The 25869-nt window shown below is 41.2% G+C and carries 31 protein-coding genes and 1 tRNA gene; all 32 read left to right on the top strand.

Features of this window, described 5'->3' with window-relative positions; translation table 11 throughout:
* Nucleotides 1–13 precede the first annotated feature (13 nt).
* Nucleotides 14–898, top strand: a complete 885-nt coding sequence (gene pdxS, locus EIZ58_RS18195) for a pyridoxal 5'-phosphate synthase lyase subunit PdxS (RefSeq protein WP_134702298.1) — start codon at nt 14–16, stop codon at nt 896–898.
* A 1-nt stretch (nt 899) separates the two neighbouring features.
* Entirely contained in the window at nt 900–1493 is a 594-nt protein-coding gene (gene pdxT / locus EIZ58_RS18190) for a pyridoxal 5'-phosphate synthase glutaminase subunit PdxT (RefSeq protein ID WP_134702297.1), read from the top strand.
* Nucleotides 1494–1554: 61 nt separating this feature from the next.
* A complete protein-coding gene (locus EIZ58_RS33525) occupies nt 1555–1761 on the top strand; it encodes a hypothetical protein (protein ID WP_167577785.1) in 207 nt (68 codons plus the stop codon).
* A 13-nt stretch (nt 1762–1774) separates the two neighbouring features.
* Nucleotides 1775–3049 carry a serine--tRNA ligase gene (gene serS, locus EIZ58_RS18185; RefSeq protein ID WP_134702296.1) on the top strand — a complete coding sequence of 425 codons (1275 nt, stop codon included), beginning with the start codon at nt 1775–1777 and terminating at the stop codon, nt 3047–3049.
* A 171-nt stretch (nt 3050–3220) separates the two neighbouring features.
* The gene (locus EIZ58_RS18180) at nt 3221–4267 is read left to right on the top strand and encodes a sulfite oxidase (RefSeq protein WP_240689170.1); all 1047 of its coding nucleotides are present in this window, start codon (nt 3221–3223) and stop codon (nt 4265–4267) included.
* A gap of 696 nt (nt 4268–4963) precedes the next feature.
* Complete coding sequence (locus EIZ58_RS18175) at nt 4964–5290, top strand: cupin domain-containing protein (protein ID WP_134702294.1); 327 nt, start codon at nt 4964–4966, stop codon at nt 5288–5290.
* A gap of 22 nt (nt 5291–5312) precedes the next feature.
* The gene (locus EIZ58_RS18170; RefSeq protein ID WP_134702293.1) at nt 5313–6284 is read left to right on the top strand and encodes a Gfo/Idh/MocA family protein; all 972 of its coding nucleotides are present in this window, start codon (nt 5313–5315) and stop codon (nt 6282–6284) included.
* A gap of 99 nt (nt 6285–6383) precedes the next feature.
* Entirely contained in the window at nt 6384–6890 is a 507-nt protein-coding gene (locus EIZ58_RS18165) for a TRAP transporter small permease (protein WP_134702292.1), read from the top strand.
* A complete protein-coding gene (locus EIZ58_RS18160) occupies nt 6887–8182 on the top strand; it encodes a TRAP transporter large permease (RefSeq protein WP_134702291.1) in 1296 nt (431 codons plus the stop codon). Before EIZ58_RS18165 ends, EIZ58_RS18160 begins: the two co-directional genes overlap by 4 nt.
* Before the next feature lie 112 nt (nt 8183–8294).
* Nucleotides 8295–9323 (top strand): TRAP transporter substrate-binding protein, encoded by a 1029-nt coding sequence (locus EIZ58_RS18155; RefSeq protein WP_134702290.1) that lies wholly within the window; start codon nt 8295–8297, stop codon nt 9321–9323.
* A gap of 101 nt (nt 9324–9424) precedes the next feature.
* Nucleotides 9425–11245 carry a sensor histidine kinase gene (locus tag EIZ58_RS18150; protein WP_134702289.1) on the top strand — a complete coding sequence of 607 codons (1821 nt, stop codon included), beginning with the start codon at nt 9425–9427 and terminating at the stop codon, nt 11243–11245.
* Nucleotides 11246–11270: 25 nt separating this feature from the next.
* Nucleotides 11271–12020: a response regulator transcription factor gene (locus EIZ58_RS18145; protein ID WP_134702288.1), complete on the top strand. Its 750-nt coding sequence runs from the start codon at nt 11271–11273 to the stop codon at nt 12018–12020.
* A 194-nt stretch (nt 12021–12214) separates the two neighbouring features.
* Nucleotides 12215–12889: a GntR family transcriptional regulator gene (locus EIZ58_RS18140; protein WP_134702287.1), complete on the top strand. Its 675-nt coding sequence runs from the start codon at nt 12215–12217 to the stop codon at nt 12887–12889.
* Nucleotides 12890–12921: 32 nt separating this feature from the next.
* A complete protein-coding gene (locus EIZ58_RS18135) occupies nt 12922–13116 on the top strand; it encodes a hypothetical protein (protein WP_134702286.1) in 195 nt (64 codons plus the stop codon).
* Nucleotides 13117–13219: 103 nt separating this feature from the next.
* A tRNA-Arg gene (locus EIZ58_RS18130) sits at nt 13220–13296 on the top strand.
* Nucleotides 13297–13613: 317 nt separating this feature from the next.
* Nucleotides 13614–14168: a CBO0543 family protein gene (locus EIZ58_RS18125; protein WP_134702285.1), complete on the top strand. Its 555-nt coding sequence runs from the start codon at nt 13614–13616 to the stop codon at nt 14166–14168.
* Nucleotides 14169–14363: 195 nt separating this feature from the next.
* Nucleotides 14364–14522 carry a hypothetical protein gene (locus EIZ58_RS33520; RefSeq protein ID WP_167577784.1) on the top strand — a complete coding sequence of 53 codons (159 nt, stop codon included), beginning with the start codon at nt 14364–14366 and terminating at the stop codon, nt 14520–14522.
* On the top strand, nt 14519–15097 hold the full coding sequence (locus tag EIZ58_RS18120; protein WP_134702284.1) for a hypothetical protein: 579 nt from the start codon (nt 14519–14521) through the stop codon (nt 15095–15097). The genes EIZ58_RS33520 and EIZ58_RS18120 overlap by 4 nt, the downstream gene beginning before the upstream one ends.
* A 17-nt stretch (nt 15098–15114) precedes the next feature.
* Entirely contained in the window at nt 15115–15276 is a 162-nt protein-coding gene (locus EIZ58_RS33515) for a hypothetical protein (protein WP_167577783.1), read from the top strand.
* A 95-nt stretch (nt 15277–15371) separates the two neighbouring features.
* A complete protein-coding gene (locus EIZ58_RS18115) occupies nt 15372–15842 on the top strand; it encodes a hypothetical protein (RefSeq protein WP_134702283.1) in 471 nt (156 codons plus the stop codon).
* Between the two features lie 221 nt (nt 15843–16063).
* Nucleotides 16064–16501, top strand: coding sequence for an SRPBCC family protein (locus EIZ58_RS18110; RefSeq protein WP_134702282.1), 438 nt, complete (start codon nt 16064–16066; stop codon nt 16499–16501).
* 187 nt (nt 16502–16688) lie between these two features.
* Nucleotides 16689–17156, top strand: a complete 468-nt coding sequence (locus EIZ58_RS18105; RefSeq protein ID WP_134702281.1) for an SRPBCC family protein — start codon at nt 16689–16691, stop codon at nt 17154–17156.
* A 325-nt stretch (nt 17157–17481) separates the two neighbouring features.
* Complete coding sequence (locus EIZ58_RS35180; protein WP_370297720.1) at nt 17482–17760, top strand: group II intron maturase-specific domain-containing protein; 279 nt, start codon at nt 17482–17484, stop codon at nt 17758–17760.
* Between the two features lie 377 nt (nt 17761–18137).
* On the top strand, nt 18138–18257 hold the full coding sequence (locus EIZ58_RS35175; RefSeq protein WP_134702863.1) for a hypothetical protein: 120 nt from the start codon (nt 18138–18140) through the stop codon (nt 18255–18257).
* 82 nt (nt 18258–18339) lie between these two features.
* A complete protein-coding gene (locus EIZ58_RS34885) occupies nt 18340–18474 on the top strand; it encodes a hypothetical protein (RefSeq protein ID WP_255438319.1) in 135 nt (44 codons plus the stop codon).
* A 490-nt stretch (nt 18475–18964) separates the two neighbouring features.
* On the top strand, nt 18965–19684 hold the full coding sequence (locus tag EIZ58_RS18090) for a GntR family transcriptional regulator (RefSeq protein WP_134702280.1): 720 nt from the start codon (nt 18965–18967) through the stop codon (nt 19682–19684).
* Nucleotides 19685–19770: 86 nt separating this feature from the next.
* Nucleotides 19771–20952 (top strand): saccharopine dehydrogenase family protein, encoded by a 1182-nt coding sequence (locus tag EIZ58_RS18085; RefSeq protein WP_134702279.1) that lies wholly within the window; start codon nt 19771–19773, stop codon nt 20950–20952.
* Nucleotides 20953–21027: 75 nt separating this feature from the next.
* Entirely contained in the window at nt 21028–22491 is a 1464-nt protein-coding gene (locus EIZ58_RS18080; protein WP_205672259.1) for a CoA-acylating methylmalonate-semialdehyde dehydrogenase, read from the top strand.
* A gap of 29 nt (nt 22492–22520) precedes the next feature.
* Nucleotides 22521–23348: a substrate-binding periplasmic protein gene (locus EIZ58_RS18075; RefSeq protein ID WP_167577782.1), complete on the top strand. Its 828-nt coding sequence runs from the start codon at nt 22521–22523 to the stop codon at nt 23346–23348.
* Nucleotides 23349–23415: 67 nt separating this feature from the next.
* The gene (locus tag EIZ58_RS18070) at nt 23416–24072 is read left to right on the top strand and encodes an amino acid ABC transporter permease (RefSeq protein ID WP_205672257.1); all 657 of its coding nucleotides are present in this window, start codon (nt 23416–23418) and stop codon (nt 24070–24072) included.
* Complete coding sequence (locus EIZ58_RS18065; RefSeq protein ID WP_134702277.1) at nt 24050–24802, top strand: amino acid ABC transporter ATP-binding protein; 753 nt, start codon at nt 24050–24052, stop codon at nt 24800–24802. The genes EIZ58_RS18070 and EIZ58_RS18065 overlap by 23 nt, the downstream gene beginning before the upstream one ends.
* A 36-nt stretch (nt 24803–24838) precedes the next feature.
* On the top strand, nt 24839–25534 hold the full coding sequence (locus EIZ58_RS18060; protein WP_134702858.1) for an SDR family NAD(P)-dependent oxidoreductase: 696 nt from the start codon (nt 24839–24841) through the stop codon (nt 25532–25534).
* The last annotated feature ends 335 nt before the right edge of the window (nt 25535–25869 follow it).

The raw sequence follows: 25869 nt of genomic DNA, 5'->3' as shown, positions 1-25869 counted from the left end.
TAGGGGGATTAACATGATAGAAACAGGTACATCTTTAGTTAAACGCGGTATGGCCGAAATGCAAAAGGGCGGCGTCATCATGGACGTCATTAATGCAGAACAAGCAAAAATCGCAGAAGCCGCTGGTGCGGTAGCGGTTATGGCACTTGAGCGAGTTCCAGCTGACATTCGTGCAGCCGGTGGCGTAGCTCGTATGGCTGATCCAACCATTGTAGAAGAAGTAATGAAGGCTGTATCTATTCCAGTCATGGCCAAGGCTCGTATCGGTCACATTGTAGAAGCGAAAGTATTGGAAGCTATGGGTGTAGACTACATCGACGAAAGTGAAGTTTTAACCCCAGCGGATGAAGTATTCCACTTAAATAAGAAAGAATTTACCGTTCCTTTTGTTTGTGGTGCTCGTGACTTGGGCGAAGCGCTTCGCCGTATTGGTGAAGGAGCTTCCATGATCCGTACAAAAGGCGAACCTGGAACAGGAAATATTGTTGAGGCGGTACGTCATCAACGCACCATGCAAAGCCAAATTCGCAAGGTTCAAAGCATGTCTTACGATGAGCTTATGACTGAAGCGAAAAATTTAGGCGCTCCTTATGAATGGTTAGAGTACATCCATAAGAATGGCAAGCTTCCGGTTGTAAACTTTGCAGCAGGTGGAGTAGCTACCCCAGCTGATGCTGCTTTAATGATGCACTTAGGATCTGATGGAGTCTTCGTGGGATCCGGGATCTTCAAGTCCGACAATCCTGAGCGTTTTGCGAAGGCGATCGTTGAAGCTACCACCCATTATGAAGACTATGCACTTATTGCTGAGCTATCCAAGAACCTTGGAACGGCAATGAAGGGGATCGAGATCTCTACGTTGTTAAAGAACGAGCGTATGGCGGAGCGTGGATGGTAATATGAGGAAGGTTGGCGTATTAGCTCTTCAAGGAGCTGTAGCGGAACACATGCGTCTATTAGAAAAGGCCGGTGCTGAAGCTGTAGCCATCAAGAAGGTTTCCCAACTAGACGATATTGATGGCTTAGTTATTCCTGGAGGAGAAAGTACCGCCATCGGGAAGTTAATTAAGCAATATGGTTTTGATATCGCTCTGAAGGAATTTCACGAACAAAAGAAACCAATGTTCGGAACCTGCGCGGGGATGATCATCCTTGCTGGGAAAATTGAAGGTCAGGATTGGAACCACTTGGGCTACATGGATATTACGGTTCAACGTAATGCCTTTGGCCGTCAACGTGAAAGCTTCGAAGTGGACCTGCAAGTCAAAGAGGTTGCGGAAGACTTTCGTGCGGTATTCATTCGAGCTCCCTTGATTCTTGAAGTCGGAACAGACGTGGACGTTCTGTCCATCCATAAGGATCAGGTCGTGGCAGCAAGACAAGGACATTTGATGGTGGCGTCTTTTCATCCAGAATTGACGGATGATGAGCGTATGCACCGTTATTTCTTAGAGCTGATTGAGGCTTACCAAACACAAACAGCTACCGTCTAGTTGATTTGCATGAAATGTAAAAATATAGTACATTATACGTACAAGAACATTATAGTCAGCAATGACGGGAATAGTAATCGAACAGACTTGGCTTAGAGAGTCGGTGGATGGTGTAAACCGAACCAGTCGAATGATGAATCCACCCCTGAGCGATCAATTGGAAAAGAGTGGGCTGCCTTTCTTTTTGGATGGTAGTCAACTAGGGTGGCAACGCGGGTTAATCTCGTCCCTAAGTACAGGGACGAGATTTTTTGTATTTAATTTTTGAGGAGGGATAAACAATGTTAGATGTCAAACGCCTTCGTAATGACCTAGAAGGAGTTAAGCAAGCATTAGGCAAAAGAGGCGGAGAACTGCCTGGTTTAAACCAATTTACGGAGCTGGATGAAAAGAGAAGAGCCTTGCTGGTGGAGAGTGAAGCTTTAAAGAATAAAAGAAACACCGTATCAGAGCAAATTGCCCTTAAAAAGCGCAATAAAGAAAATGCCGATGACCTTATTGCTGAAATGAAGGGGGTAGGTGATCAAATTAAGGAGTTTGATGAGCAAATTCGCCAAGTGGAAGAAGAACTCGATCAGATTCTTTTGACCATACCCAATATTCCTCACGAGAGCGTACCTGTAGGAGCCTCTGAAGAGGATAATGTTCCCGTTCGTCAGTGGGGGGAGCCGAAGTCCTTTGCTTATGAACCGAAAGCTCATTGGGAGATTGCAGGGAATCTAGGGATCTTGGATTTTGAAGCCGCGGCTAAGGTTACCGGTAGTCGTTTCGTCTTTTATAAGGGGCTGGGCGCTCGATTGGAAAGAGCCCTGATCCAGTTTATGCTGGATCTACACGTCGACCAACATGGCTATGTTGAGGTCATGCCTCCGCAAATGGTCAATCGGGCCAGCATGTTTGGGACAGGACAACTTCCTAAATTTGAAGAAGATGCCTTCAAAGTAGAAGGAACCGAGTATTTCTTGATCCCGACAGCGGAAGTTCCAGTGACCAATTATCACCGAGATGAAATTCTAGGAAATGACCAGCTTCCAGTCTATTACACAGCCTATAGCGCTTGCTTCCGTTCTGAAGCGGGATCGGCTGGACGCGATACGCGCGGTCTAATTCGTCAGCATCAATTTAATAAAGTGGAGCTCATTAAATTTGCTAGACCTGAAGAGTCGTATGAAGAATTGGAAAAGATGACCGCGAATGCAGAAAAGGTCTTGCAGCTGTTAGGCCTGCCTTATCGCGTTCTAAGCCTGTGTACAGGAGATATGGGCTTCTCTTCCGCTAAAACTTATGATATTGAGGTATGGCTGCCGAGCTATAATACCTATCGTGAAATCTCCTCTTGCAGTAACTGTGAAGACTTCCAAGCTCGCCGCGCGAACATTCGATTCCGCCGAGAAGCAAAAGGAAAGCCGGAATTTGTCCATACCTTGAATGGATCGGGGCTTGCTGTTGGAAGAACGGTGGCCGCGTTGCTTGAAAATTATCAGCAAGAAGACGGAAGCGTGTTGATTCCAGAGGTTCTACGTCCGTATATGGGCGGTAAAGAAGTGATTCGTTAAGTAAAACGGGGTGTCCAATGTGGGGCACCCTTTTTGCTACTGAACCATCTCAAAATGATTCCAACCCCCGAAAATGAAAGAATGGATGGGGTTTTCCAACTAAATTATCATCAACCCCACTAGACCTTCCATATAATTTAGAGATGATCTAGAAAAAGGGGGTTGGCAACGGTGAAACCTTATTTAACAACGCGCAGTTTGCTCCCGGAAAATCAAGAATCGCCGATTGAGCTCTTACAAGAATGGCAAACCGAAGACTCACTTTTTTATCTACGCAACCATTTTCCTTATCCTCAGCTTTCACAACATTCCTTTGATCTTCCCATTTTTGGTCATATCCCACAGCCGAAGGTTTTTACTTATAAAGAAATCCAAGCCATGCCGTCCAAAACCTTAACCGTCCTGTTAGAGTGTGCAGGCAACAAAAGATCGTATTTTGAGCCCAAAGTGTACGGTGAACAATGGGAGCAAGGAGCGATTAGTCAAGGGACGTGGAAGGGTGTTCCATTGGCTTATTTATTATCTATCACAGGATTACTTTCTTCAGCCAAAGAAGTGGTCTTCGAAGGCTCTGATTATGGAACACGTACTGATATGGAAGGTGTATTTTATTATGGAAGAAGTCTTCCTTTAGATAAAGCATTGCATCCTGATACAATCATCGCTTATGAATTCAACGGAAAGCCGATCCCCTATAAGCATGGCTATCCCTATCGCTTAATCGTTCCGCAGTGGTATGCGATGGCTTCCGTGAAGTGGTTAAAACGGATTATGATTATCGATCATGCCTACCGTGGACCGTTTCAATCCATTGATTATCAGTATTATCCGGATCCTGAAGGTGATGAAGGAAAACAGCCTGTGACCACCATGAATGTAAACTCCATTATTCAAAAACCACTTCCTTACGAAGTATTAAACCAAGGAGTCCATGAAATCACAGGTATCGCTTGGAGCGGGAAAGGAAGGGTCGTAGAAGTGGATGTCAGCGTCGATGGGGGAAAGAGCTGGAATCGTGCCAAGCCCGTATTTAGTTCTGCTCAATCCTACACCTGGACCCTCTGGTCTTACACATGGGAGGTTCATGATGCAGGAGAGTATGTCATTTGGTCTCGGGCAAGAGATACGGAGGGCCGAATCCAACCTCAACAGCCGTTCTGGAATCGCAAAGGATATGGTTATCATGCGATTCCGAAGGTGAATGTGAAGGTGGAGTAGTTAAGAAACCTTAGGTAGGAAGCAAACAGGCGGAGTTTGCTAACTATTTAAGGTTCTTTTTGTTATCTGTCTGGCCACCGTCTCCAATGAACCCCTTTGTCCGCGGTATGGTCCACTATTTTTTCAAGAAATGAAGTGATTTGGGTCTACTTTTTAGAAGTGCAATCTAAACTTCGGTTTATAACCTTTCATTTCAAGCTGATTTTTTAAGTAATTCGCCTTTTATTTTTCGTCTGTATCCTTTTTTGGCTCCGAACACTCTCGCTCGTGGGCGGATGCTCGCAAAATTTTTGATTTGCTCACGGAAAAGTGACGGATGCTCACGAGTAGGTACCGTTTGCTCACGTACCTGGAAGCATTCCAGCTAATCTCGAAGGTTTGGTCACAAAACTCAATGAATTTCTCTCGAACCCGTAATGGTTACAATTAAGATGGGCTAACTCACCTTATTTTCTCTCGGGTAGTGATCAAGTACCAGCGTTAATGTCAGGGAATTTCATATAAACCCCTTTGGTGACCTGATTCGGGTTTCAGCGGGCTTACAGGGCATCAATCCGTGGCTTTGGTGACCTGATTCGAGTTTCAGCGGGCTATATTATTAATTTCTTTAGGTTTTACATAAAAAATTCAAACGTTTTCATTGTCCTATATTTAATATAATGTTCTTAAAATAACAAAAGTGAGGAGTACATTACGATGTTTGTTGACGGAAACTTGGTACAGCCTGTAGAAGCAGAGAGTGGAGTAAAGAGAAAGCTGATGAGCCGAGGCGGAACGCTTATGATGACGGAGGTTACGTTTGAGAAAGGGGCGGTAGGGGCTCTTCATGCTCATCCTCATGAACAAATCAGCTACATCGTTCAAGGAAGCTTCGAATTTCATCTCGAGGGTCAAGTGCAGATTGTAAAAAAGGGAGACAGCATTTATGTTCCTTCCAATCAGACACACGGGGTTACGGCGCTTGAAGAGCAATCGATCATCTTAGATGTATTTACCCCACAAAGAGAAGAGTTTACGTACTAATAAACAATGGGGGGCCTAGAAGATGGAAGGTAAAATAAACTGGGGAATACTCGGCTATGCCAGAATTGCCAAATTGTCCGTGATCCCCGCTATTCTGGAAACGGAAAACTCCCACTTGTACGCTTTAGTTTCTAGCAACGAAGAGAAGCGAAGGGAATGCCAGGACAGCTTTCCCTTTGCTAAGATATATGATCAGTATGAACAGCTACTAGATGATCCGCAGGTGCATGCCGTCTACATTCCCTTACCGAACTCGATGCATAAGGAATGGGCAATCAAAGCGATGAGGAAGGGAAAGCATGTCCTCTGTGAAAAGCCGATTGCTCTTTCTGCAGAGGAATGCCTGGAGATGATGCAAGTTGCTCAGGAGGAGAAGGTTCTTCTCATGGAAGCTTTCATGTATCGTTATACCGATCAGATTAAAAAAGTGCAAGAAATTTTGGAAACGGGAGAGATCGGGGAGATCAAGTTTATTAACTCGGTTTTTCGATTTTTCCTGAATCGCACGAATACCATTAAGGAAAAGCCAGAGCTAGGCGGAGGCTCTTTGTATGATGTCGGTTGCTATCCGGTGAATTTTATCGGTATGATCACCAAGGAACTCCCGGAATCTTGCGTTGCTGAAGCGGTCATGGATCATGGTGTGGATATGATGTTCTCCGCGGTGTTGAAATATCCGAGCGGCTTACTGGCTACGATTCACAGTGGATTCAATGCCTTTAATCAGATGAATTCAGAGATTGTAGGAACGAAGGGCCGCATCGAAGTGACGGATACTTTCCTGGGGAATGAAGGAGTCATTAAAGTGGTAACCGATTCTGGTAGCCGTTTTATACCGGTGGAGCCTTCTAACCGTTACGCCTTAGAGATCGCCGATTTTACTGATGCCATTCTGAACCAGGGGCAACCCTTGCTGGATTTAGAAGAATCTTACCGAAATATGCAAGTCATCGATATGTTAATTAGAAGCTTAAATGACAGGCAAACAACCTAAAAAAACTACAAATTAATCTAAAAACGATAGCGTTACCTTCCCTCTTGAAACCACTTACAATATAACTATAACAACAGCTTAGGAGAAGGGGGAGGTACATTGAAAACGATAAAAAAATGGGCATTGCGAGTTGATTCGTTTTTTGAGAATTTTGCCTTATTGGCATTATCCTCGATGACATTGATTGTTATCATTCAAGTATTTACACGAAAAGCGTTAAACTTCGTTTTTGTTTGGTCTGAAGAAGTCACTTTGCTATTGATGGTATGGTGCTCCTTTATGGGAATTGCCGTAGGGTTTAGGGAGAAATTGCATATAGCCATGGACTCTTTTACTAATTTGTTTGGGCATCGATTTAATCGAATTTGGGACAAGGTGATTGCCCTTTGTATTCTGGGGTTCGGCCTATTCTTGGTGATCAATGGATGGAGCTTTTCGATAGACCAATATCCTAACCGACTGCCTGCAACCGGCTGGACAAATGCTCTTTATTATATCGTAATGCCGATTACAGGCCTCATGATCTGTGTCTACAGTATTCTTTCTCTTTTAGGAATTGATACGAGACGCCATGGCCAAGAGTTAGAGGAGGAACTTCCGAGATGACAGTTACCGCGATTGCAACCACGATTCTAGTTGTAAGCTTTGTCCTGATGATGCTGCTTCGGTTTCCTATCGCCCTGACGATAGCGGGATCGACCTTATTAACGGTTATTTATTTAGACATCCCATGGGTTGTAGTAGGTCAACGAATGATCAAAGGTTTGGATTCCTACAGTCTGTTGGCTATTCCTTTCTTTATTTTAGCAGGACAAATCATGAGTGAAGGCGGTCTGGCTACCCGATTAATCAATCTCGCTCAACTCTTTGTTGGGGCGGTTCGAGGCGGTTTGTCCCTAGTCACCTGTGTAGCTTGTATGTTCTTTGGCAGTATCTCAGGTTCAGCTGCTGCTGATGCTTCATCGGTAGGCTCGGTGTTAATTCCCGCCATGAAAAAACGAGGATATGATCCGGAGTTTTCAGTAGGCCTCACCTCTGCTGCAGCGATTCAAGGAGTCGTCATGCCTCCAAGTCATAACATGATCCTTTATTCATTGGCAGCAGGAGGAGTCTCCATCTCCGCCCTGTTTATGGCAGGCGTAATTCCATGCATCATTCTTCTTGTCTCTCTGATGACGGTGGCCTATCTTATCTCGAAAAAGAAAAACTACCCCAAGGGAGATCCCATTCCATTGAAGGAAGTTCCTCGAATGGTGAAGGAAGGGCTCCTGTCCATGATGACAGGCGTGATCATTCTAGGGGGAATCTTTAGCGGATGGTTCACCGCAACGGAAGCAGGAGCCATTGCTTGCTTGTATGCGTATATTCTCACGTTCTTCGTCTATAAAGATGTACCGCTTTCTCATACCTTTGTGATCTTAAAGAAAACCTTCCGGACTATTGCGATGGTGTTATTCTTGATTGCCGCTTCCGATGCTTTCGGATGGGTATTGGCTTACCTTAAGATTCCTGCCATGGTAACCGATCTTTTCTTAAGTATTACAGATAGCCCCTATGCCATTTTGTTCATGATCAATATTTTACTGCTATTGTTGGGTGCGCCAATGGATATGGCCCCTTTAATCCTAATTATGACGCCGATTCTCTATCCCGTGGTTACTTCATTAGGAATGGATCCTGTTCACTTTGGAATTGTTATGATCTTAAACCTGGGAATCGGGTTGCTGACCCCTCCTGTGGGTACCGTTCTGTTTGTAGGGTGTGCAATAGGGAAGGTTCCAATAGGGAAAGCCAGCCGAGCGATGATGCCGTTCTTCTTTGCAAAGGTGGCGGTGCTGTTTTTAATCACCTATGTTCCAGCGATCTCTTTATGGTTACCGGGCTTAATGGGCGGATAATTTTAGAAATATAAATAAAACACAAATAAATCAAAAATTATCTCATTAAAAATAAAAGCGGTTTCATCTATACTGTTCACAGAACATAAAAAAGAAAAGGGGAGTCTAGTCTATGAAAAGTTATTTAAAAGTTCTTTCTACTTTCTTCCTTGCGGGAGCATTGGTTGCCTGTGGAGGTAATCAAGAGACCAATCAGGCACCAGCGAATAATGCAGGCTCAGCGGATGCCAATAAGCCGACGTATTCCTTCCGTTTAGCTGAAACCCATCCGGCGGATTATCCTACAACATTAGGGGATAAGAAGTTTGCTGAATTAGTGAGTGAGAAGTCTGGTGGAAGGATTAAAATTGATGTTTTTCCCTCCGCGCAGTTAGGTGAGGAAAAAGCGGCGATTGAACAAGTTCAATTAGGAGCCATCGAATTTGTACGGGTGAGCTCCGGAGCACTAGCTGGCTTTAATAAAGATTATGGCGTATTTAGTCTTCCTTATATTTTTGACAGCCAAGACCATATGTGGAGCTTCCTCAACGGAGCGGATGGCCAGAAGCTGTTGGAGAGCTTAGAATCCTCCAAAATGAAGGGGCTTTCCTACTTTGACCCAGGCTCCAGAAGCTTCTATACGAAGGATCCTGTTACCAGCTTAGAAGACCTAAAAGGTAAAAAGATCCGTGTTATTCAGAACGAGGTTAATGTCGATATCATGAATGCCTTAGGTGTCAGTGCCACTCCAATGGCTTATGGAGAAGTATTCAGTGCCCTTCAAACCGGTGTAATCGATGGCGCTGAAAATAACTATCCGAGTTATTTTTCCTCCCGACACTATGAAGTAGCCAAACACTACTTAGTGGACCAGCATCAGCGTGTTCCTGAAGTCTTATTGATTAGCTCAGCTACATGGAATAAGCTGTCTCCTGAGGATCAGCAGATTATAAAGGATGCCGCCATGGAAGCCGTTCCATACCAAATTGAAGAATGGAACAAGTATGAGAAGGAATCGGAGGAAAAGGTCGTAGCAGCGGGTTCCGTGGTTACTAAGGTTGAAGATTTAAAGCCATGGCAGGAAGCGGTAAAGCCGGTTATTGATAAATATCGCCCTGATTATGGACATATTCTAGATGCTATTGATAAAGCAAGAAAATAGAGGAAGAAAGGGCTTAAGCCCCTTCAAGCTTCCAATATGATATGATGAGAGGAGGCTCCTAGAGAGCCTCTTCTTCAGCATATGATAAGTGGGTGTAAACTTTGCAAAGATGGTTAAAAGGAGCCCATCTCCTATTGCGATTTCTTCTTTTACGGGATTCTTCCCTCACACTAAGAATGCTCGTCTATTCAGGGCTCCTTGTTGTGGTTCCCATGCTTTTCGTTGCGTACGTATCGTATGAGCAGTCTGCTAAGGTACTAGAAGACGATGCGAAGCGTTCGAGCTGGCAGATTATCGAGCAAGTGAAGACGCATTTAGAGTATTATGTTTTAGATTTTGAAATTTCCGCTTTGAAGATTGTCAATCATCCCGCTATGCAGCGGCTGATGATCATGAAGAACGTGGAGGAAATTGAACAAAGCGGCATTCGAGCGGAAATTAAAGAAATTCTATATGATGCAGCTTATTCCAGGCGGGATATCTCAGGCATTACGGTCATATTAGATGATCTGCAGATTATAGATACCTTTGGACTGAAGTCCTATAGCTCAGCAGCCGAATTAACGGGAGAATATTGGTATAAAGACGTCCCGCAGAACGGACAATCCATGCTAATTACCCGTCATATCAAGTTTCAAGATCGATCGGAACCCGTGATTTCTATTGCTAGACGTTTAGTGAGCCCAAGAACGCTCAAGCCTGTCGGCATGATTGTAACCGATGTCAATTTTAAGAAGATAAGAGAAATTGCTGATATGGTGACGGTCGGACGAACGGGTTACATGACGATCCTAGATTCCAAAGGGCATTATGTTTATCATCCCAACTTTTATTACTTGGGGGCAAGGTCGCCTTTTCACTCCTTTCCTACCATCTGGTCTCAGCGCAGCGGCTCGCTGATTGTCGAAGAAAATCAAAAAGAACTCTTAACCTTTAGCCGCTCCGATAGTCTAGGGTGGACGATGCTAACCCTAGTTCCCTATAAGGAGGTTACTCAAGGGAGCCATACGATCCGGAACTATATTTTATGGGTGACGGTCGTAACGCTCAGTGTAGCCTACTTACTTGGCATTACCTTTGCTTCGAGTATCATTCGCCCCATCAAACGGCTTCAGCAGTTTATTAAAAAGGTCGAAAAGGGAGATTTCACCGATAAGGTCATCGTCGAATCGAAGGATGAAATCGGTGAGCTTTCTCAAGGCTTTAATAAAATGGTGGATCGTCTCACGCAGCTACTCGATGAAATCTATTATTCCAAATTGAAAGAAACAGAGACCAGCTTGCGTCAGAAAGAGATGGAGCTGAGGGTCCTTCAATCCCAGATTAACCCGCATTTCTTATATAATGCGCTAGAAACGATGCGCGGGATGGCCTTAGAAAAGGACATGGACGACATTGCAGAGATCAGTTCATCCCTGTCGCGCTTATTGCGCTACAATCTAAAAGAATCCTCTCCCACTCTTCTTGTAAAAGATGAATTGGAGGTCTGCAGGCTTTATTTGCAAATCCAAAAATACCGGTTTGAAGAACGACTGGAATTTGAAATTAACATGCCGGATTGGGTATGGACTCAAAAGATCCCTAAGTTTTCGCTTCAGCCTATCATTGAAAATTGCATTCATCATGGTGTAGATCCCAGCTTTGGAAAGACCTTCATTCGGATAAGCGCCTATGAGGAATCTGATAAGGCCTTTGTTATCAAGATTGAAGATAATGGACCAGGAATGGAATCCGATCTCTTATATTCTATCCATCATGATCTGCAGCATCGAGATATCACGATGGGGGGATCGCAAATTGGAGTGGTGAATGTTCATCGGAGAATCGATTATTTATTTGGTGCGGGCTACGGTCTATGGATTGATAGTGAGAAAAACAAGGGAACTCAGGTTTCTATAAGACTTCCCATAGAACATTCATGAGGGAATCAAGGAAGGGGGTGTTAGGATGTATAGCATATTGATCGTTGATGATGAAAGATGGGTTAGGACTTCATTAAAAAAAGTCATAGAGCGCTCCGAGCTTCCTTTTCAAGTGATTCACGAAGCTTCACATGGATTAGAGGCCCTCGATTGGCTTAAAGGGCATGCTGTTGACGTCATCATCACAGATGTAAGAATGCCGATCATGGATGGCTTGCAGCTTGTTCAATCGATTCAAGAAGGATCGATTCAATCCGAGATTATTATTGTTAGCGGTCATGATGAATTCCAGTATGCCCAACAGGCGCTGCGCTTGGGGGTGCGAGACTATTTATTAAAGCCCGTCATGATTGAGGATATGACCCAAACACTCGGTAAGATCAAGGGGGATCTGGAGAAGAGAATAACAACAGAAGAAGCGTCACGTGAAAAGAACGGGCTCCCCCATCCCAATGAATTGTCAACCATAGATCAAGTTATTGCCTATATTAAAAGAAACATGCCGGGTGAAGTCACACTCCAAGATACCGCTGCCGCTGTTCATCTAAATCCTAGCTATCTAAGTCATTTATTTAAGCAGCAAACCAAAACGAACTTTATCGACTTTGTCCTCAATCTTCGAATGGAAGAAGCTCAAAAGTTGCTTTCTACGACTTCGCTGCGAATCTCCGAAATTGCTGAACGTCTTGGTTATAATGATACCTCTTACTTCAGTCATTCCTTCAAAAGAATGGTGGGTCAGACGCCCTCTGATTTTCGAAAGGAGCTGCGTTAAGGGGATAGAGAAAATGGCTTGCTGCTCTTGGAGTGGTAGGCCTTTTGTACATGATTCGAAAGAGCTTAAAAAAGAATGTAAAAATAGATTGAAAATTATTGGTAATTATCTTATAATCTTTTTGAGAATGTTTAAGGTTTAACTGGCATGCCAGGTGCCACATGCCAATACATACTAGTATAAGGAGAGATGCGATGAGCTTGGACAAAGTCGAAGTTCCTGTTTCCTTAAAAAAGCAAGCCTATGAAGCCATTAAAAATGCCATCATCACCCATACCTTTTTGCCAGGCGAAGCCTTATACGAACGAAATTTAAGTGAGAGCCTTGGCATCAGCCGGACACCGATTCGAGAATCGATTCCATTGCTCGAGTTGAATGGGTGGGTGACTTCGATTCCTCGCAAAGGAACCTTTGTTTGCGAGATTTCCAAGCAGGATGTAGAGGAAGTCGTACAGCTTCGTCGGGCTTTAGAAGTCTTAGTTATAGAACTTTTAGTTCCTGTCATAACAGATACCGATATTGAAAGAATCGAACAGCTTTACGGCAGGCAATGTGAACAATTAGATGCTCGAGATTTTTTATCCACGGATAGACAATTCCACATTTATCTCGCTGAACTCAGTGGAAATCGTGAACTAGTAAGAACCTTACAGAACATTAGTGATAAGATCCGTTGGTTTGGGTTAAGTGGCTTAAACACCCCGAATAGAAAAGATAGAGCGCTTCAAGAACACTTAGAGATTATTGAGGCGTTGAAGACACGGGATATAGAAGCAACCAAAAAAGCGGTACTTAATCATATTGAAAATAACTATAAAGCTGTCCTTTCAAGCCTAGATCTTAAGAACAAAAGCGAAGTTATGGATTAGATCTCTTAATATTAAACTGGAGGTATGTAAAAATGACTGGAACAGCTGTACTTTATAAGGAAAATCAACAGACCGTAATTCTGCGGAACATCGATAAATCCGTAGTGGAACAGATCAAGAAGCAATGCGGCTGGGATCACTGCATTTGTAACGTGGATAATAAAGAGGTTGATTATGGCCATGTATCGCATGTGATCTGGATGGACAGAGCGGATATTGGTGACTAAATAAAGAAGGAAGGAATAGGGTGAAGTTCCCTATTCCTTTACTATTATTGAACTTGAATACAGCGGTCATATATGATAACCTAAATTATGTAAGTTATTTGTTGGCCCCGTAGCTCAGCAGGATAGAGCTGCAGTTTCCTAAACTGTGAGTCGGAGGTTCGAGTCCTCTCGGGGCCGCCATACAAATCCAGTAGTATCAAGGGTTTAGCTGTAATGGTCTGTTACATGTAGAGGTCAGCGGTTCGATCCCGCTATGCTCCACCATACATAACGAGTTGAATATTTTAGTCAAAAGGGCCAGATTTTACAGGCTCTTTTTTGTTTTTTTACCATGCATTAACTAGTAGTTACTTAACTAACAGGCAGTAATCCAATAATAAGTTGGGTAAATTAATCCATTATAAGGATGTTAGAGTGAATGTCATACGCCTCTTATTAAACTTTAATGGAATAGTATCATTTGTGGAAAGAACACAATTAAAAAGGAAGTGTATATTTTGGAAAATAATAGCTCTCTCCAAGAACAGATTGAGAATACTTATAATATTATCACTGAAGCTAATAGTAAAATGTTTTATATTTGGAAAGAGAGTATTCTATTCACATGGCAGTGGTGGCTAAGTGTAGTACTAACCATTATTCCATGGCTTTTTTGGGTTAAATTTAGAAAAAAGGATAGTACCATTAGGTTGCTGAGTGCTGGATTTTTAGTTATTCTTATTTCCTCATGGTTAGATTTTCTTGGAATCGCTTTTGGCTTTTGGTATTACATGTATGATGTTACCTCATTGATACCAAATTATTTTCCCTGGGATTTCACTTTACTTCCAGTCATGTATATGTTTTTCATCCAAATTAAACCTAACGTTAATCCCATAATAAAAGGAGTCATATTATCAGTCATATTATCTTTTATTGCAGAACCTTTATTTATATGGATTGGCTTGTACCACCCCATAACTTGGAAACATATTTATTCATTTCCGATATATATCGTTATTTATTTAATTGCAGATTTTATTAGTAAAAGAAATAGTTGGGTTAAAATTTGATTTGAATTTTTATTGGAGTAACGGGATTCGATAGCAGGGGAACAGGATCGGCTTCCCTCCCCTGCTTTTTTGCTGCGGTAACGGGAGGATAGCACAATAACAACCCAATCGAAGCGAGATTTGATCTGAATTAAATTTCCATAATTAGAACATAACAAACATAACAAACATTATACACTCGGAGGATTGTTCGATTTGAAAGTTCATTCTCGAATGGTTATTGATGCTGACCCCGAAGTGAAAAAAATGGCTCATGAGATTAAATACATTACTGGGCGGTCAACAAAAGAAATCATGGAAACCTTAATTCGTGAAAAGTATGGAAGAGTAACAAAGGGTGCTTATTCTACATGAATCAACATTATTGGAGCGAAGTGATTAAACGGTTAGGATTTAACGAACAAGGAGCGTGGCTTGTTTATCTTGCAGGGGCTATTTTGCTACCTCTTGCTATTTTTTTAAAAAAGCGAATTTCATGGAAGGAATGGTATGTAACATTTGGGGTAGTCGGATTTCTCGCATGGATGGCAAATATTGTTCTTTTTTTTCAGTTAGATTTACTGGATGCTGGTAAACCCGCGATAGGGAGCTTTCCAGATCTCATCATGTTTTCAATTGCCCCCTCTTGTATAGCTGTATTGTACTTGAATTACTACACCGATAAGAAAAGATGGATTATTGGATTGATATTTACATTTTGTTCTCTGATTATAGAGTACCTTTTAGTCAAAGTTGGTTTTCTTACACAAAAGGGATGGCGCACTTGGTACTCGATACCCTTTTATAGCTTTATGTATTTTATTTTTCTTCCTTGGCACTTGAGATTAATCCGTGCAGAAAAGCAAATTGACACCGAAGAAATCACACGTAAACCCAATCACATCATATTTTTTCTAAACTTCTTATCTAAGAAAAAAAGGGCGAGATAAAACCGAAAAAGAGAAGTTTGGTAAGGATTCGTGACTTCGGTAATAGTATCGAAGGTTTGGGCTATACGGATGTTATTGAATTAACCGGATTCGATAGCGGGGGAACCGATCACGGTATCCATCCCCTGCTTTTTGCTTCGTTAAAGGGCAGTTATGCAGAACAATGTTCAAATGAATAAAAATGGTTAAATTATCCTCAATATACATAATGAAAGAAATACATAACAATCTGAAAATAATGGTTGTGATGTAAGGAGGGAAAGGGAGGGTTACAATGCAATGGGACAATTTGAATTTAGATGTTAAAGGATTTTGGTATATATTTGCCGGTGCTGTTTTAACTCTTGGTTATATGCTATTTATGCCTAAAAAATTAAGGTGGAGAGAAATATACTTAACATTTGGAGTAGTCTCTACGTTAGCGTTTGTCTCTCATACGATTGTCGGGGTATGGTTTGATGCATTTGACCTTGGGAAAAAAGGTGGATACGGTGTTGCAGATATATTTGTTATGGTAATTATCTCGCCAATAATGGCTATTATTTTTCTAAATTATTTCAAACCAGATAAAAAATGGATATATGCCATTATTTTTTCTATTGTATCTTTCTTTTACGAATGGGGTGCAGTCCAAGCAGGTTTTATGCGACTGAAATGGTGGCACACTTGGTGGTCTATTCCTGTTTATTTATTTATATTTGGGATTTTTTTACCTTGGCATTTAAGATATTTGAGAACAGAATGAACAATATCTCACAGTATAGATCTTCAAATGAATTGAATGTGAAGAAGTTATTTCGTATTAAAGGAAAAGCTAAATAATCTTTATTTATGTAACGGGATTCGTTACTTCCAGAGGGCTGCTTCGGCGGTCCTTGTTTGTTATTCCGCTATTGGGAGTTTAGCTCAAAAAGAGGATATTTGCTATTATAAATTTAGTACATATTTAATTAGGAGGTAGATATAATGACCAACAAACTGATTGTAAAAGATGAGGTACTCATTGAAGCAACTCCTTCAAGAATATGGGAGGTTCTCATTAAACCAAAATATGTAGCGCAATGGGATGAACTTCCAGAAAATTATCCTAGTGAAGATATGACTAAGGGAAGTAAAGTAGTTTGGGAAAATCCTAACGGTGGACAGACTGTTACAACAATCATAAAAGCTGAAGAAATGAAGGAATTAAAAATTTCCTTATATGTATCAAGTTGGGAAGTAAAACCGAATGAAGGTGATGTAGCATATCTGTTTCAGTTAGAAGACCGCAACGGTAGTACATTATTAAAAGTTGAAATTGGTGATTTCTCTCTTATCAAAAATGGTCAAATGTACTATGATGCCTCAGTTGAATTTGCATCTAAAGCTAAAAAAGTTATTAAAGAATTAGCGGAAAATATATAAGAATATTTTTATAAAAGCTATACCTTTTCTTAAGCTAAGGGATTCGATAGCAGGGGAACGGGATCGCGGCATCCATCCCCTGATTTTTGCTGAGATTGGGCTGTGATGCTTCTTTGGTAGTTTGGACATCCAATATAAGATAATATTATACTAAAAGGAACTTAAGATAGCGAAAGGAGTAATCAAGATGACTACCCTGAATCATATACCAGTTGTTACAACAGAAATGCTTATTAGAAAACCAGTCGACGAGGTGTTTGAGGCTTTTATCGATCCGTCAATTACAACAAAATTTTGGTTCACTAAAAGTAGTGGAAGATTAGAAGCAGGAAGGCATGTCCGGTGGGATTGGGAGATGTACGGCGTTGGGGATGACGTTCATGTAAAAGAAATTGAGCAAAACAAACGGATTCGAATCCAGTGGTCGGACAACACTCAGGTTGAGTGGATTTTTACTTCCCGATCAGATAACGATACCTTCGTTACGATTACGAGTTCAGGGTTTACAGGAAGTGGAGATGATATCGTAAATCGAGCCATTGACGAAATGGGAGGATACACGATTGTACTCAGCGGGCTAAAGGCGCTTCTTGAGCATAACATCGTCTTGAATCTTGTAGCGGACAAGGCTCCTGACGCTCAAGTTAAACGTTAAGAATCGACTTCCTCAGTCACAATGTTGATTTTCTTACTATTCTCTGAGGCTTATTCACTTTGCACTGAAGTATAGGAAGGAAATAGAGACAATCATTACGCTAAACGGGGATCGAGAGCTTCACAATGCCACTCGGTTCCTGTTTTCTTTTTGCTCATGTAATGGGCAGGATGGTTGAGATAGAGCATATTGTTTTTACAAGTAACATAATTGGCCAAAATTATTAAAGACTCTATTTGCCATTAGGAGGTTTTCTAAATGAAAGAAGATTCAGTTATTTGCACTAACAGGAACGCCTGCAGTAAGCAGCAAGGCATGCAAGGCGATGAGACAGACGATTAGAGGTTGGCGTATGGATCTGAAACCAGACATCACCATCCATGATCTTTCACGGATGTTCAATGCGTCCATAAGAGGATGGCTGAATTATTATGGACACTTTTACAAGTCCCAACTATACTCGGTCTTTCGTTATATGAATAAAGCCCTTGTCCAGTGGGTTAGAAGGAAATACGTGAAACTGGAGAGGCACAAGACACGGGCAATAAAGTGGCATGGACAACTGGCCAAGAACCTCCATGGACTTTTTGCACATTGCAGTTAGGAATACTGCCTGCGGCTGGATAATGGGAGCCGGATGAGCTGAGAGGTTCACGTCCGGTTCTGAGAGGGCCTGAGGGTGCGATTCCCTCGGGCTACTTACCTCCTCATTTTATGAGAAAGGAAAACCCACGCTATTGAAGCCATCCAAGTGCTCAAGGCAGTCTATGAGAAACTGGAATTGACGATGAATACGAACAAGTCCAAGTTAGCCAATCTATGACTAGATAAAGAAGGCTTTGACTTTCTCGGATTTCATCACCGCCGTATATCGAAACTATTTAAATTGGGGGAAATTGTATGATTTACGCAGCTATCTATCTAAAAAGGCAATGAAGAAGATGCGGACCAAGATGAAGGAAGTAACAGTAGCTCAATCCCATCATACAAGGATGGAAGAACTACTACGGCAGTGTGGATCCTGGAATCTCCAATAAATTTCTAGCGAAGATAGATTGGTATATTGTCGGTAGACTGGCATTGTACTGGAACAAGAAGTAAAAGCGTAATCACCTGCACCCTAAGAGGTATCAGAAGAATTTGCACGTATGGGGCTGAAGCGAGTCAGCGCGAATGAGGGTACATGGTGGTAGCTATAATTCACAAGGTGAAGAGTATCGGAAAGCCGTATGCGGGAAAACCACTCGTACGGTTTGATAAGGGAGGACTGGGAAACCAGTCCCCCACTCTACAAGTCACAGCGATTACCCTTGCCTAGTGCAAGGTTTTTTTGAGTTTTAAGATGCGTACCGGGAGATACTTGAGGAAAGGAATAGAGGATGTTATGTCTATACTTGGAAGTAGAATCCTGAAGTGAAATCAAGTTAGTATAAGACCTAATGTACAAATACACCTTTGTGCTTTATTAAAAAAACTTTGTAAGAAAACTTAACAAGAGAAGCCCAATTATTAAAATTTGGTTGTATTCTAATAATACCTTAGATATGTATACAATACAAATATACAATTTAAAATAATTTATTGATTTAACGGTCGTTATATTAGATTATTTAAATTCTCAATCTCTAATGAAACCGCTAAGAAGACAGAAAATAAAAAAAGTATTGAATGTAAGATATTCTCATGGTAGTATATAAACAACAGATGAATACAATAAATGAATACAATAAAAATTTTGATACAACCTAAATAATTGTACTTCTTTAGCAAGTGCATTTCCTTCTATCTAATTAAGTGGAGTGTTGAAAATGAAATTAAACAGAAGAGAATCATTAGAAGAGTATGTTTATGAAGAGATTAAATCGGCCATCTTTAATAGAAAAATTCCTGTCAAAATGCAATTGAGCGAAGAGCAGCTAGCTGAGGCATTTTCAGTGAGTCGAACTCCTATTCGCTCCGTCTTAAAGAGATTACAATATGAAAAAATTATTCAAATCATCCCCAATAAAGGAGCGTTCATTAATCTTCCTTCGCAAAAAGAAATCGAAGAAGTGTTTCATTTAAGGAGCATTATCGAGGTAGAAGCAGTTAAAATGGCTTGTCGTTCAGCAACGGAAAAGCAATTAAGCGATCTGGAAGAGTTAACCAATCAGGAAGATCAATTTTATAAACAAGGGGATTATCATAAGGCGATTCAGATGACAACAGAGTTTCATCTGGGGCTGGTCATGTTGTCTGGTAATGAGCTCATGGTAAACTATAGCCGAGAACTGATCAATATGACGAATATTTACTTGGTCTATCATGATAATGCCGACCAGGAAAGTCCACTTTGTCCAAGTGAACACAGAAGCATTCTGCAAGCTATCCGAGAAAGGGATGAAGAAGAAGCAGTACGTGTCTTCCTTGATCATGTTAGCTCTGTTATCAACCATTTAGATTCCGAGAAAGCAAATGAAGAAGTTCAGTTTAGTGAGATTTTTAAACCTTATCTTAAATATGAGGATGAAAAAGTAGCAGGTAAGTAGATCCATAACTCTATCAAGGATGTGAAAATAAACTCTATCGTTTGGATTCATAATTATTTTAAAAATTTTATAGGGGGCAAGATAGTATGAAAATAGCAGTAGTAGGCGGAGCTGGAAAAGTCGTATGGGGAGCGATACGAGATTTTGTGGAGAATGATTCGGTGGAGCAGCTGTTGCTAGCCGATTTAAATTTGGATGTGCTCGAAGAAAGGAAGCGGATTTTGTGTTCAGATAAAGTGATAACGGGCCGCGTGGACCTGAATGATCATAATGACTTAGTAAAATTATTGGATTCCTATGATGTCTGCTTAAATGCTACATCGCATCATTTTAACTTAAAGGTCATGGCAGCTTGTGTGGAATCGAGAACTCATTATACGGACTTTGGAGGACTATTCCATTGGGCGCGTCAGCAGCTTGAAATGCACGAGTCATTCAAAGACGCGGGCATTACGGGGATCGTTGGATCAGGAAGTGCACCGGGAATTGTGAACGTAATGGCTAGATATGGATACGATCATCTAGATGAGGTGTATTCCGTAAAAATTTTGGATGGGATTGTGAATTTTAATTTGGATCCTTACAAGCTCATTCCTCCTTATGCGATCGATACATTATTAGATGAGTTCGAAATGAATCCCTATGAATTCAAAAACGGTGAATTTGTGGAGATGTGGCCTTTCTCAGGAGAGGAAGTGGTTGATTTTCCGGTGCCTGTAGGAAGACAAAAAGTGATTAACACCATACACTCAGAAGTAGCTACGATTCCTCTAACATTTAAGGATAAGGGAATTCGAGATGTTGCTTTTAAATTATCTCTTCCAACTATTTTTGAAGAACAATTAAAGTTCTTAGTTGGAGTGGGCCTTGGAAGCAGCAAGCCTGTAAACGTGAAGGGACAGGATGTAGTGCCTAGGGACTTATTGGCAGCCGTGTTAAGAGAGGCCAAACCAACACCTGTTAAACAAGAGAAAAAGCATGATGACCATAAAGCTTTGCGCGTTGAAATTGTGGGCAAGAAGGACGGACAAGACGGTAAGTATGTTCTTGATACCGTGATCTCTCCTTATGAAAAATGGAGTGATATGTCGCAAGGAGTATTTTCTGTAGGATTTCCAGCAGCTGTGACTACTAGGCTATTAGGTAGCGGGCAAATTACAAAAAAAGGGTTTTTCCCGTCTGAGGCAGCGATTGATCCTAAAACTTACTTTAAAGAACTAGAGAAAAGAGGAATTAAAGTACATGCTAGTTTCATCCAGCAAGTTTAAGGTGTTACATAGATTATAAATTAAGAATATTCAAATTATTTAAACGAAAACTAATTACAATAAAGGCGTGATTTGATGATTAAGACAGTAAACCAAACCCAAGATTTGAAAAACTTTATTAGCGGCCATTGGGTTGAATCTACTTCAGGTAAAAAAGAGGCGGTTCCGAACCCTGCAACAGGAGAGATCTTGGCCTATATCCCCATTTCTAGCCGAGAAGATTTGGATAAGGCTGTAGAGGTGGCTTCGGAGGCATTTAAAACATGGAGTAAAACACCTGTTCCTCGCCGTTCTCGGATTTTGTTCAAGTACCAGCAGCTTTTGGTTGAGCATTGGGCTGAATTAGCTAAACTAATCACTCTGGAAAATGGAAAAAGCTATGATGAAGCTTATGGAGAAGTGCAGCGAGGAATTGAATGCGTTGAGTTTGCTGCAGGCGCTCCCACTCTCATGATGGGAAGCCAGCTTCCGGATATAGCCACTGATGTGGAATCAGGCATGTATCGTTATCCTATTGGTGTTGTCGGCGGGATTACTCCTTTTAATTTTCCAATGATGGTTCCTTGCTGGATGTTTCCTTTAGCCATTGCATGCGGCAATACGTTTGTATTGAAGCCGTCTGAACGGACTCCTTTATTGGCTAATCGTTTAGCTGAATTGTTTATGGAGGCAGGTCTGCCTGAGGGTGTACTGAATATTGTACATGGTGCACACGATGTGGTAAACGGGATTCTTACTCATCCAGATGTAAAAGCGGTATCCTTTGTAGGTTCTCAGCCTGTTGCCGAGTATGTTTATAAAACCGGAGCTGCTCATGGCAAACGCGTACAGGCTCTAGCAGGAGCTAAAAACCATTCGATTGTTTTGCCTGATGCCGATTTGAATCTTGCTGTTTCCAACATTATCAATGCTGCGTTTGGTTCTGCAGGAGAACGTTGTATGGCATGTGCGGTCGTTGTCGCTGTAGGAGATATTGCGGATGAATTAGTGGAACGGTTGGTACAGGCAGCAGAAGAAATTACCATTGGTAACGGAATGGATAAGGGAGTCTTCCTAGGACCGGTTATTCGTGATACACATAAGGATCGAACGATCCAATACATTGAATTAGGTGAGCAAGAAGGAGCCAAACTCGTTCGAGATGGAAGAAAGGATGAGGCAGTTCATGGGGAAGGTTACTTTGTTGGTCCGACCATTTTTGATCAAGTAAAACCAGGCATGAAGATTTGGACTGATGAAATTTTTGCTCCTGTCCTGTCTATTGTCCGGGCTAAAGATTTAGATGAAGCCATTAATATAGCCAATGAGTCTGATTTTGCAAACGGTGCGTGCCTCTATACAGACAGTGCGAAAGCTATCCGTCAATTCCGTGATGAGATCGATGCGGGGATGCTTGGCGTTAATTTAGGAGTACCTGCTCCGATGGCATTCTTCCCTTTCTCAGGTTATAAGAAATCCTTCTATGGCGATCTCCATGCAAACGGAAAAGATGGTGTGGAATTTTATACTCGCAAAAAAATGTTAACCGCAAGGTACTAAAAAATTCATTTTTAGAGAGGGGTTAAATGATGAAAAAGACTAAATTATTTATTTTTACGCTTCTAATAGGATTGGCTTCGCTCCTTTCGGCTTGTTCCTCTGCTTCAACGAATTCTGGACAAGAAACACCGAAACAAAGTCCAGAGAAAACTGCTTCATCAAAACTGGATGAAATCAAGAGCAAAGGCGTTATTCGAGTAGGGGCGACGACAACCGGAACTCCCTTTACATTCCTCGATACGAAAACGAGTCAAATCCAGGGTGTCATGGTTGATGTGGCCCATAAACTTTCAGAACATTTGGGTGTAAAGGTTGAAATTCAAGAAACAAAGTTTTCAGCGCTGGTTCCTTCCATTGAATCAGATAAAATTGATGTGATTTCTGCAGGGATGCTAATGACTCCTGAGAGAGCGGAGGTTATTGATTTCTCCAATCCAGTCTATCGATATGGAGAAGGTTTAGTGGTTGCTATGGATAATGATAGCATTAAGAAGTTTGAAGATTTAAAGGGCAAAAAAGTAGGGGCTCAAGAAGGAACGATATTCTTGAAGAATCTGAAAGAACACACTGATATTAGTGTCCAAAGCTACAAAGCCATGTCGGATATGATTGTAGAATTGAAAAATGGACGTATTGATGCTTTCTTAGCGGATTATCCCGTTATGGTTCATATGATTAACGAAAATAAAGATTTAAATGTTAAGTTAGTTAAAGGATATGAAACGCAATGGGCTGGCGATGTAGGAATTGGAATGTCTAAAGGACAAGCGGATCTCCAAAAGGCTATTAATGATGCGATAGAGACGATGAAGAAAAACGGTGAATTAGACGAGATCCTGAAGAAGTGGGGATTATAAATTTCACAACATGCATCCATGACTTTTCAGAAGTCATGGATGTATAAAGATTAAAGGGGGTTATTCGTTGTCTAACATAATGGAGTTTTTACCAATTTTATTAAAAGGGGCATGGGTGACCATTGAGGTTACTGTTTTATCCTTATTGATAGCCTTAGTGATCGGTATTGTCGTTGCTCTCATGCGTATATCAGATAATTTCATCCTAAGCAAAATTGCTAGTTTCTATATAAGCGCTATTCGCGGTACGCCTTTATTGGTTCAACTTATGTATGTGTACTTCGTTTTACCTGGGTTGGGCATCAAGCTTTCTCCTTTTATCTCTGCTTTGGTAGCGTTATCGCTTAACGAAGGTGCCTATCTGGCGGAAATTTTCCGTGCTGGTATTCGTTCGATAGGGAAAGGGCAATTGGAAGCGGCTTATGCGATCGGTATGAACTATTCAACGGCCATGCGAAGAATTATTCTTCCACAAGCAATCCGTAATGTACTTCCGCCTATAGGAAATTCCGCAATCATTCTACTGAAAAACTCCTCTCTTGCTGCCGTTATCACAGTAAATGAGTTGATGCACATGGGAGATGAATTAGCCGCTTCTACATTTCGCAGTCTGGAAGTCTATACGCTCGTAGCCATTCTTTATTGGATCTTGCATTATCCATTGGCCTATTATATAGACTCCCTTGAAAGGAAGATGAATTATGATTCGGGTAGAAGGCATTAAGAAAAGCTTTCATAATAATGAAATATTAAAGGGCATCTCGATGGATATAAAGAAAGGGGAGAAAGTGGTTATTATCGGGCCTAGCGGAAGCGGAAAAAGTACTCTTCTAAGAACCATCAACCTTCTGGAAATCCCGGATGAAGGGGATATTTTCATCGATGGAAAAAGAACTCACTTTGATGCGAAGAGCAAAAGGCGGAAAACGGATGCGGAAATATGTCAGGTTCGTGCCGAAACGGGCATGGTTTTTCAGAACTTTAATTTATTTGAACATATGACTGTACTTCAAAATATCATAGAAGGTCCGGTTACTGTAAAAAAAGTTAATAAGGAAGAAGCTATTAGCTTAGCAAGGGACCTATTAAAAAAGGTTGGTCTTGAACAGAAAGAGGAAAGTTATCCTAGTCAACTCTCTGGAGGACAAAAACAGAGGATTGCCATCGCTCGGGCATTGGCGATGCAACCCAAAGCCATTCTTTTCGATGAACCTACTTCAGCGCTGGATCCGGAATTAGTCGGCGAAGTACTAAAAGTAATTAAAGATTTAGCTGAAGAAGGAATGACGATGGTCATTGTAACTCATGAAATGGACTTTGCGAAAAGTGTAGGGGACAAAATCATTTTCATGGACGGAGGGTTTATCGTAGAAGAGGGATCTCCAGAGGAAGTATTTAATCATCCCAAATCGCCAAGATTACAGCAGTTTCTATCTCGACTAACTGAAAGATAACCGTTTTTCAAGGGGAGATGTGATTTGTTAAAAGTAATGATTACCGGAGCAAGTCGAGGGCTTGGGTACCAGTTGGTTAAATTATTTCATGAAGGTGGGAATCTAGTTTTCCCGTTAGTAAGAACGCAACTGTTTGCAGATTTATTAACTTCAGAGTTTAAGAATCGAATAGTTCCAATAATTGCAGACGTCGGCTTAGATGAATGCGAAACGGTTATACGGACAACACTAGACCATTCTACTGATTGTTTGGATATTCTAATAAATAATGCAGGTATTTCTGGCCGTGAGTTTGAAATGGATAAAGTAACAACAAAAGAGGTAAACGACCTGTTTAATGTGCATTGCCTAGGGGCTATAAGAACAGTTAGAGCCACCTTACAGTTTCTATATAATTCAAACCATCCAAGGATTGTAAATGTATCTTCACGGTTAGGATCTTTAAGTATGATGTCATCTGGTGAATTTCAACACCTTAAAACCTCTTACTCATATCGTATAGCAAAGGCAGCACAAAATATGTTCACCATTTGCTTGGAAAAGGAACTTAACGAAAAAGGTATCTCTGTAAATAGCATTCACCCTGGAAAATTAAAAACTCAGAGTGCTTCAACTGATGCGGACATGGATGTAGCAACAGGAGCAAAACATATATTCCAATGGCTTGTAGACATGGATAGAGAATATTCTGGGAAATATATACAACCGGGATATCGTGAATTTAATTGGTGATGTGGTTCAGACCTAATATCATCAAACATGTAATCCAATATATATAAAGTATTCATTCATAAATGAAATGGAATATGTCATAAAGCCGTTAACAATTAAAAGAACACAACTAACTTATTCAATTCCCACCACGAAGCCATTGATAGGCGTATCTACACCAATAGTAGTAATTTTCTTTTATATAGGTAATCTTTTCAAAAAAACTGCTATCCTTCATACGGAAAAACAGCTTGCTTGAAATTTGTATGGTGGAGTTGAACGCGATCGAACCGATGACTTCCTCCTTGCAAGGTAGGCGCTCTCCTAACTGAGCTAAACCGGAGAAATATGGCGAA

This window comes from Ammoniphilus sp. YIM 78166, assembly GCF_004522215.1.
In the GTDB taxonomy this organism is placed as follows: domain Bacteria; phylum Bacillota; class Bacilli; order Aneurinibacillales; family RAOX-1; genus YIM-78166.
This window is presented reverse-complemented; position numbering and strand designations above follow the sequence as displayed.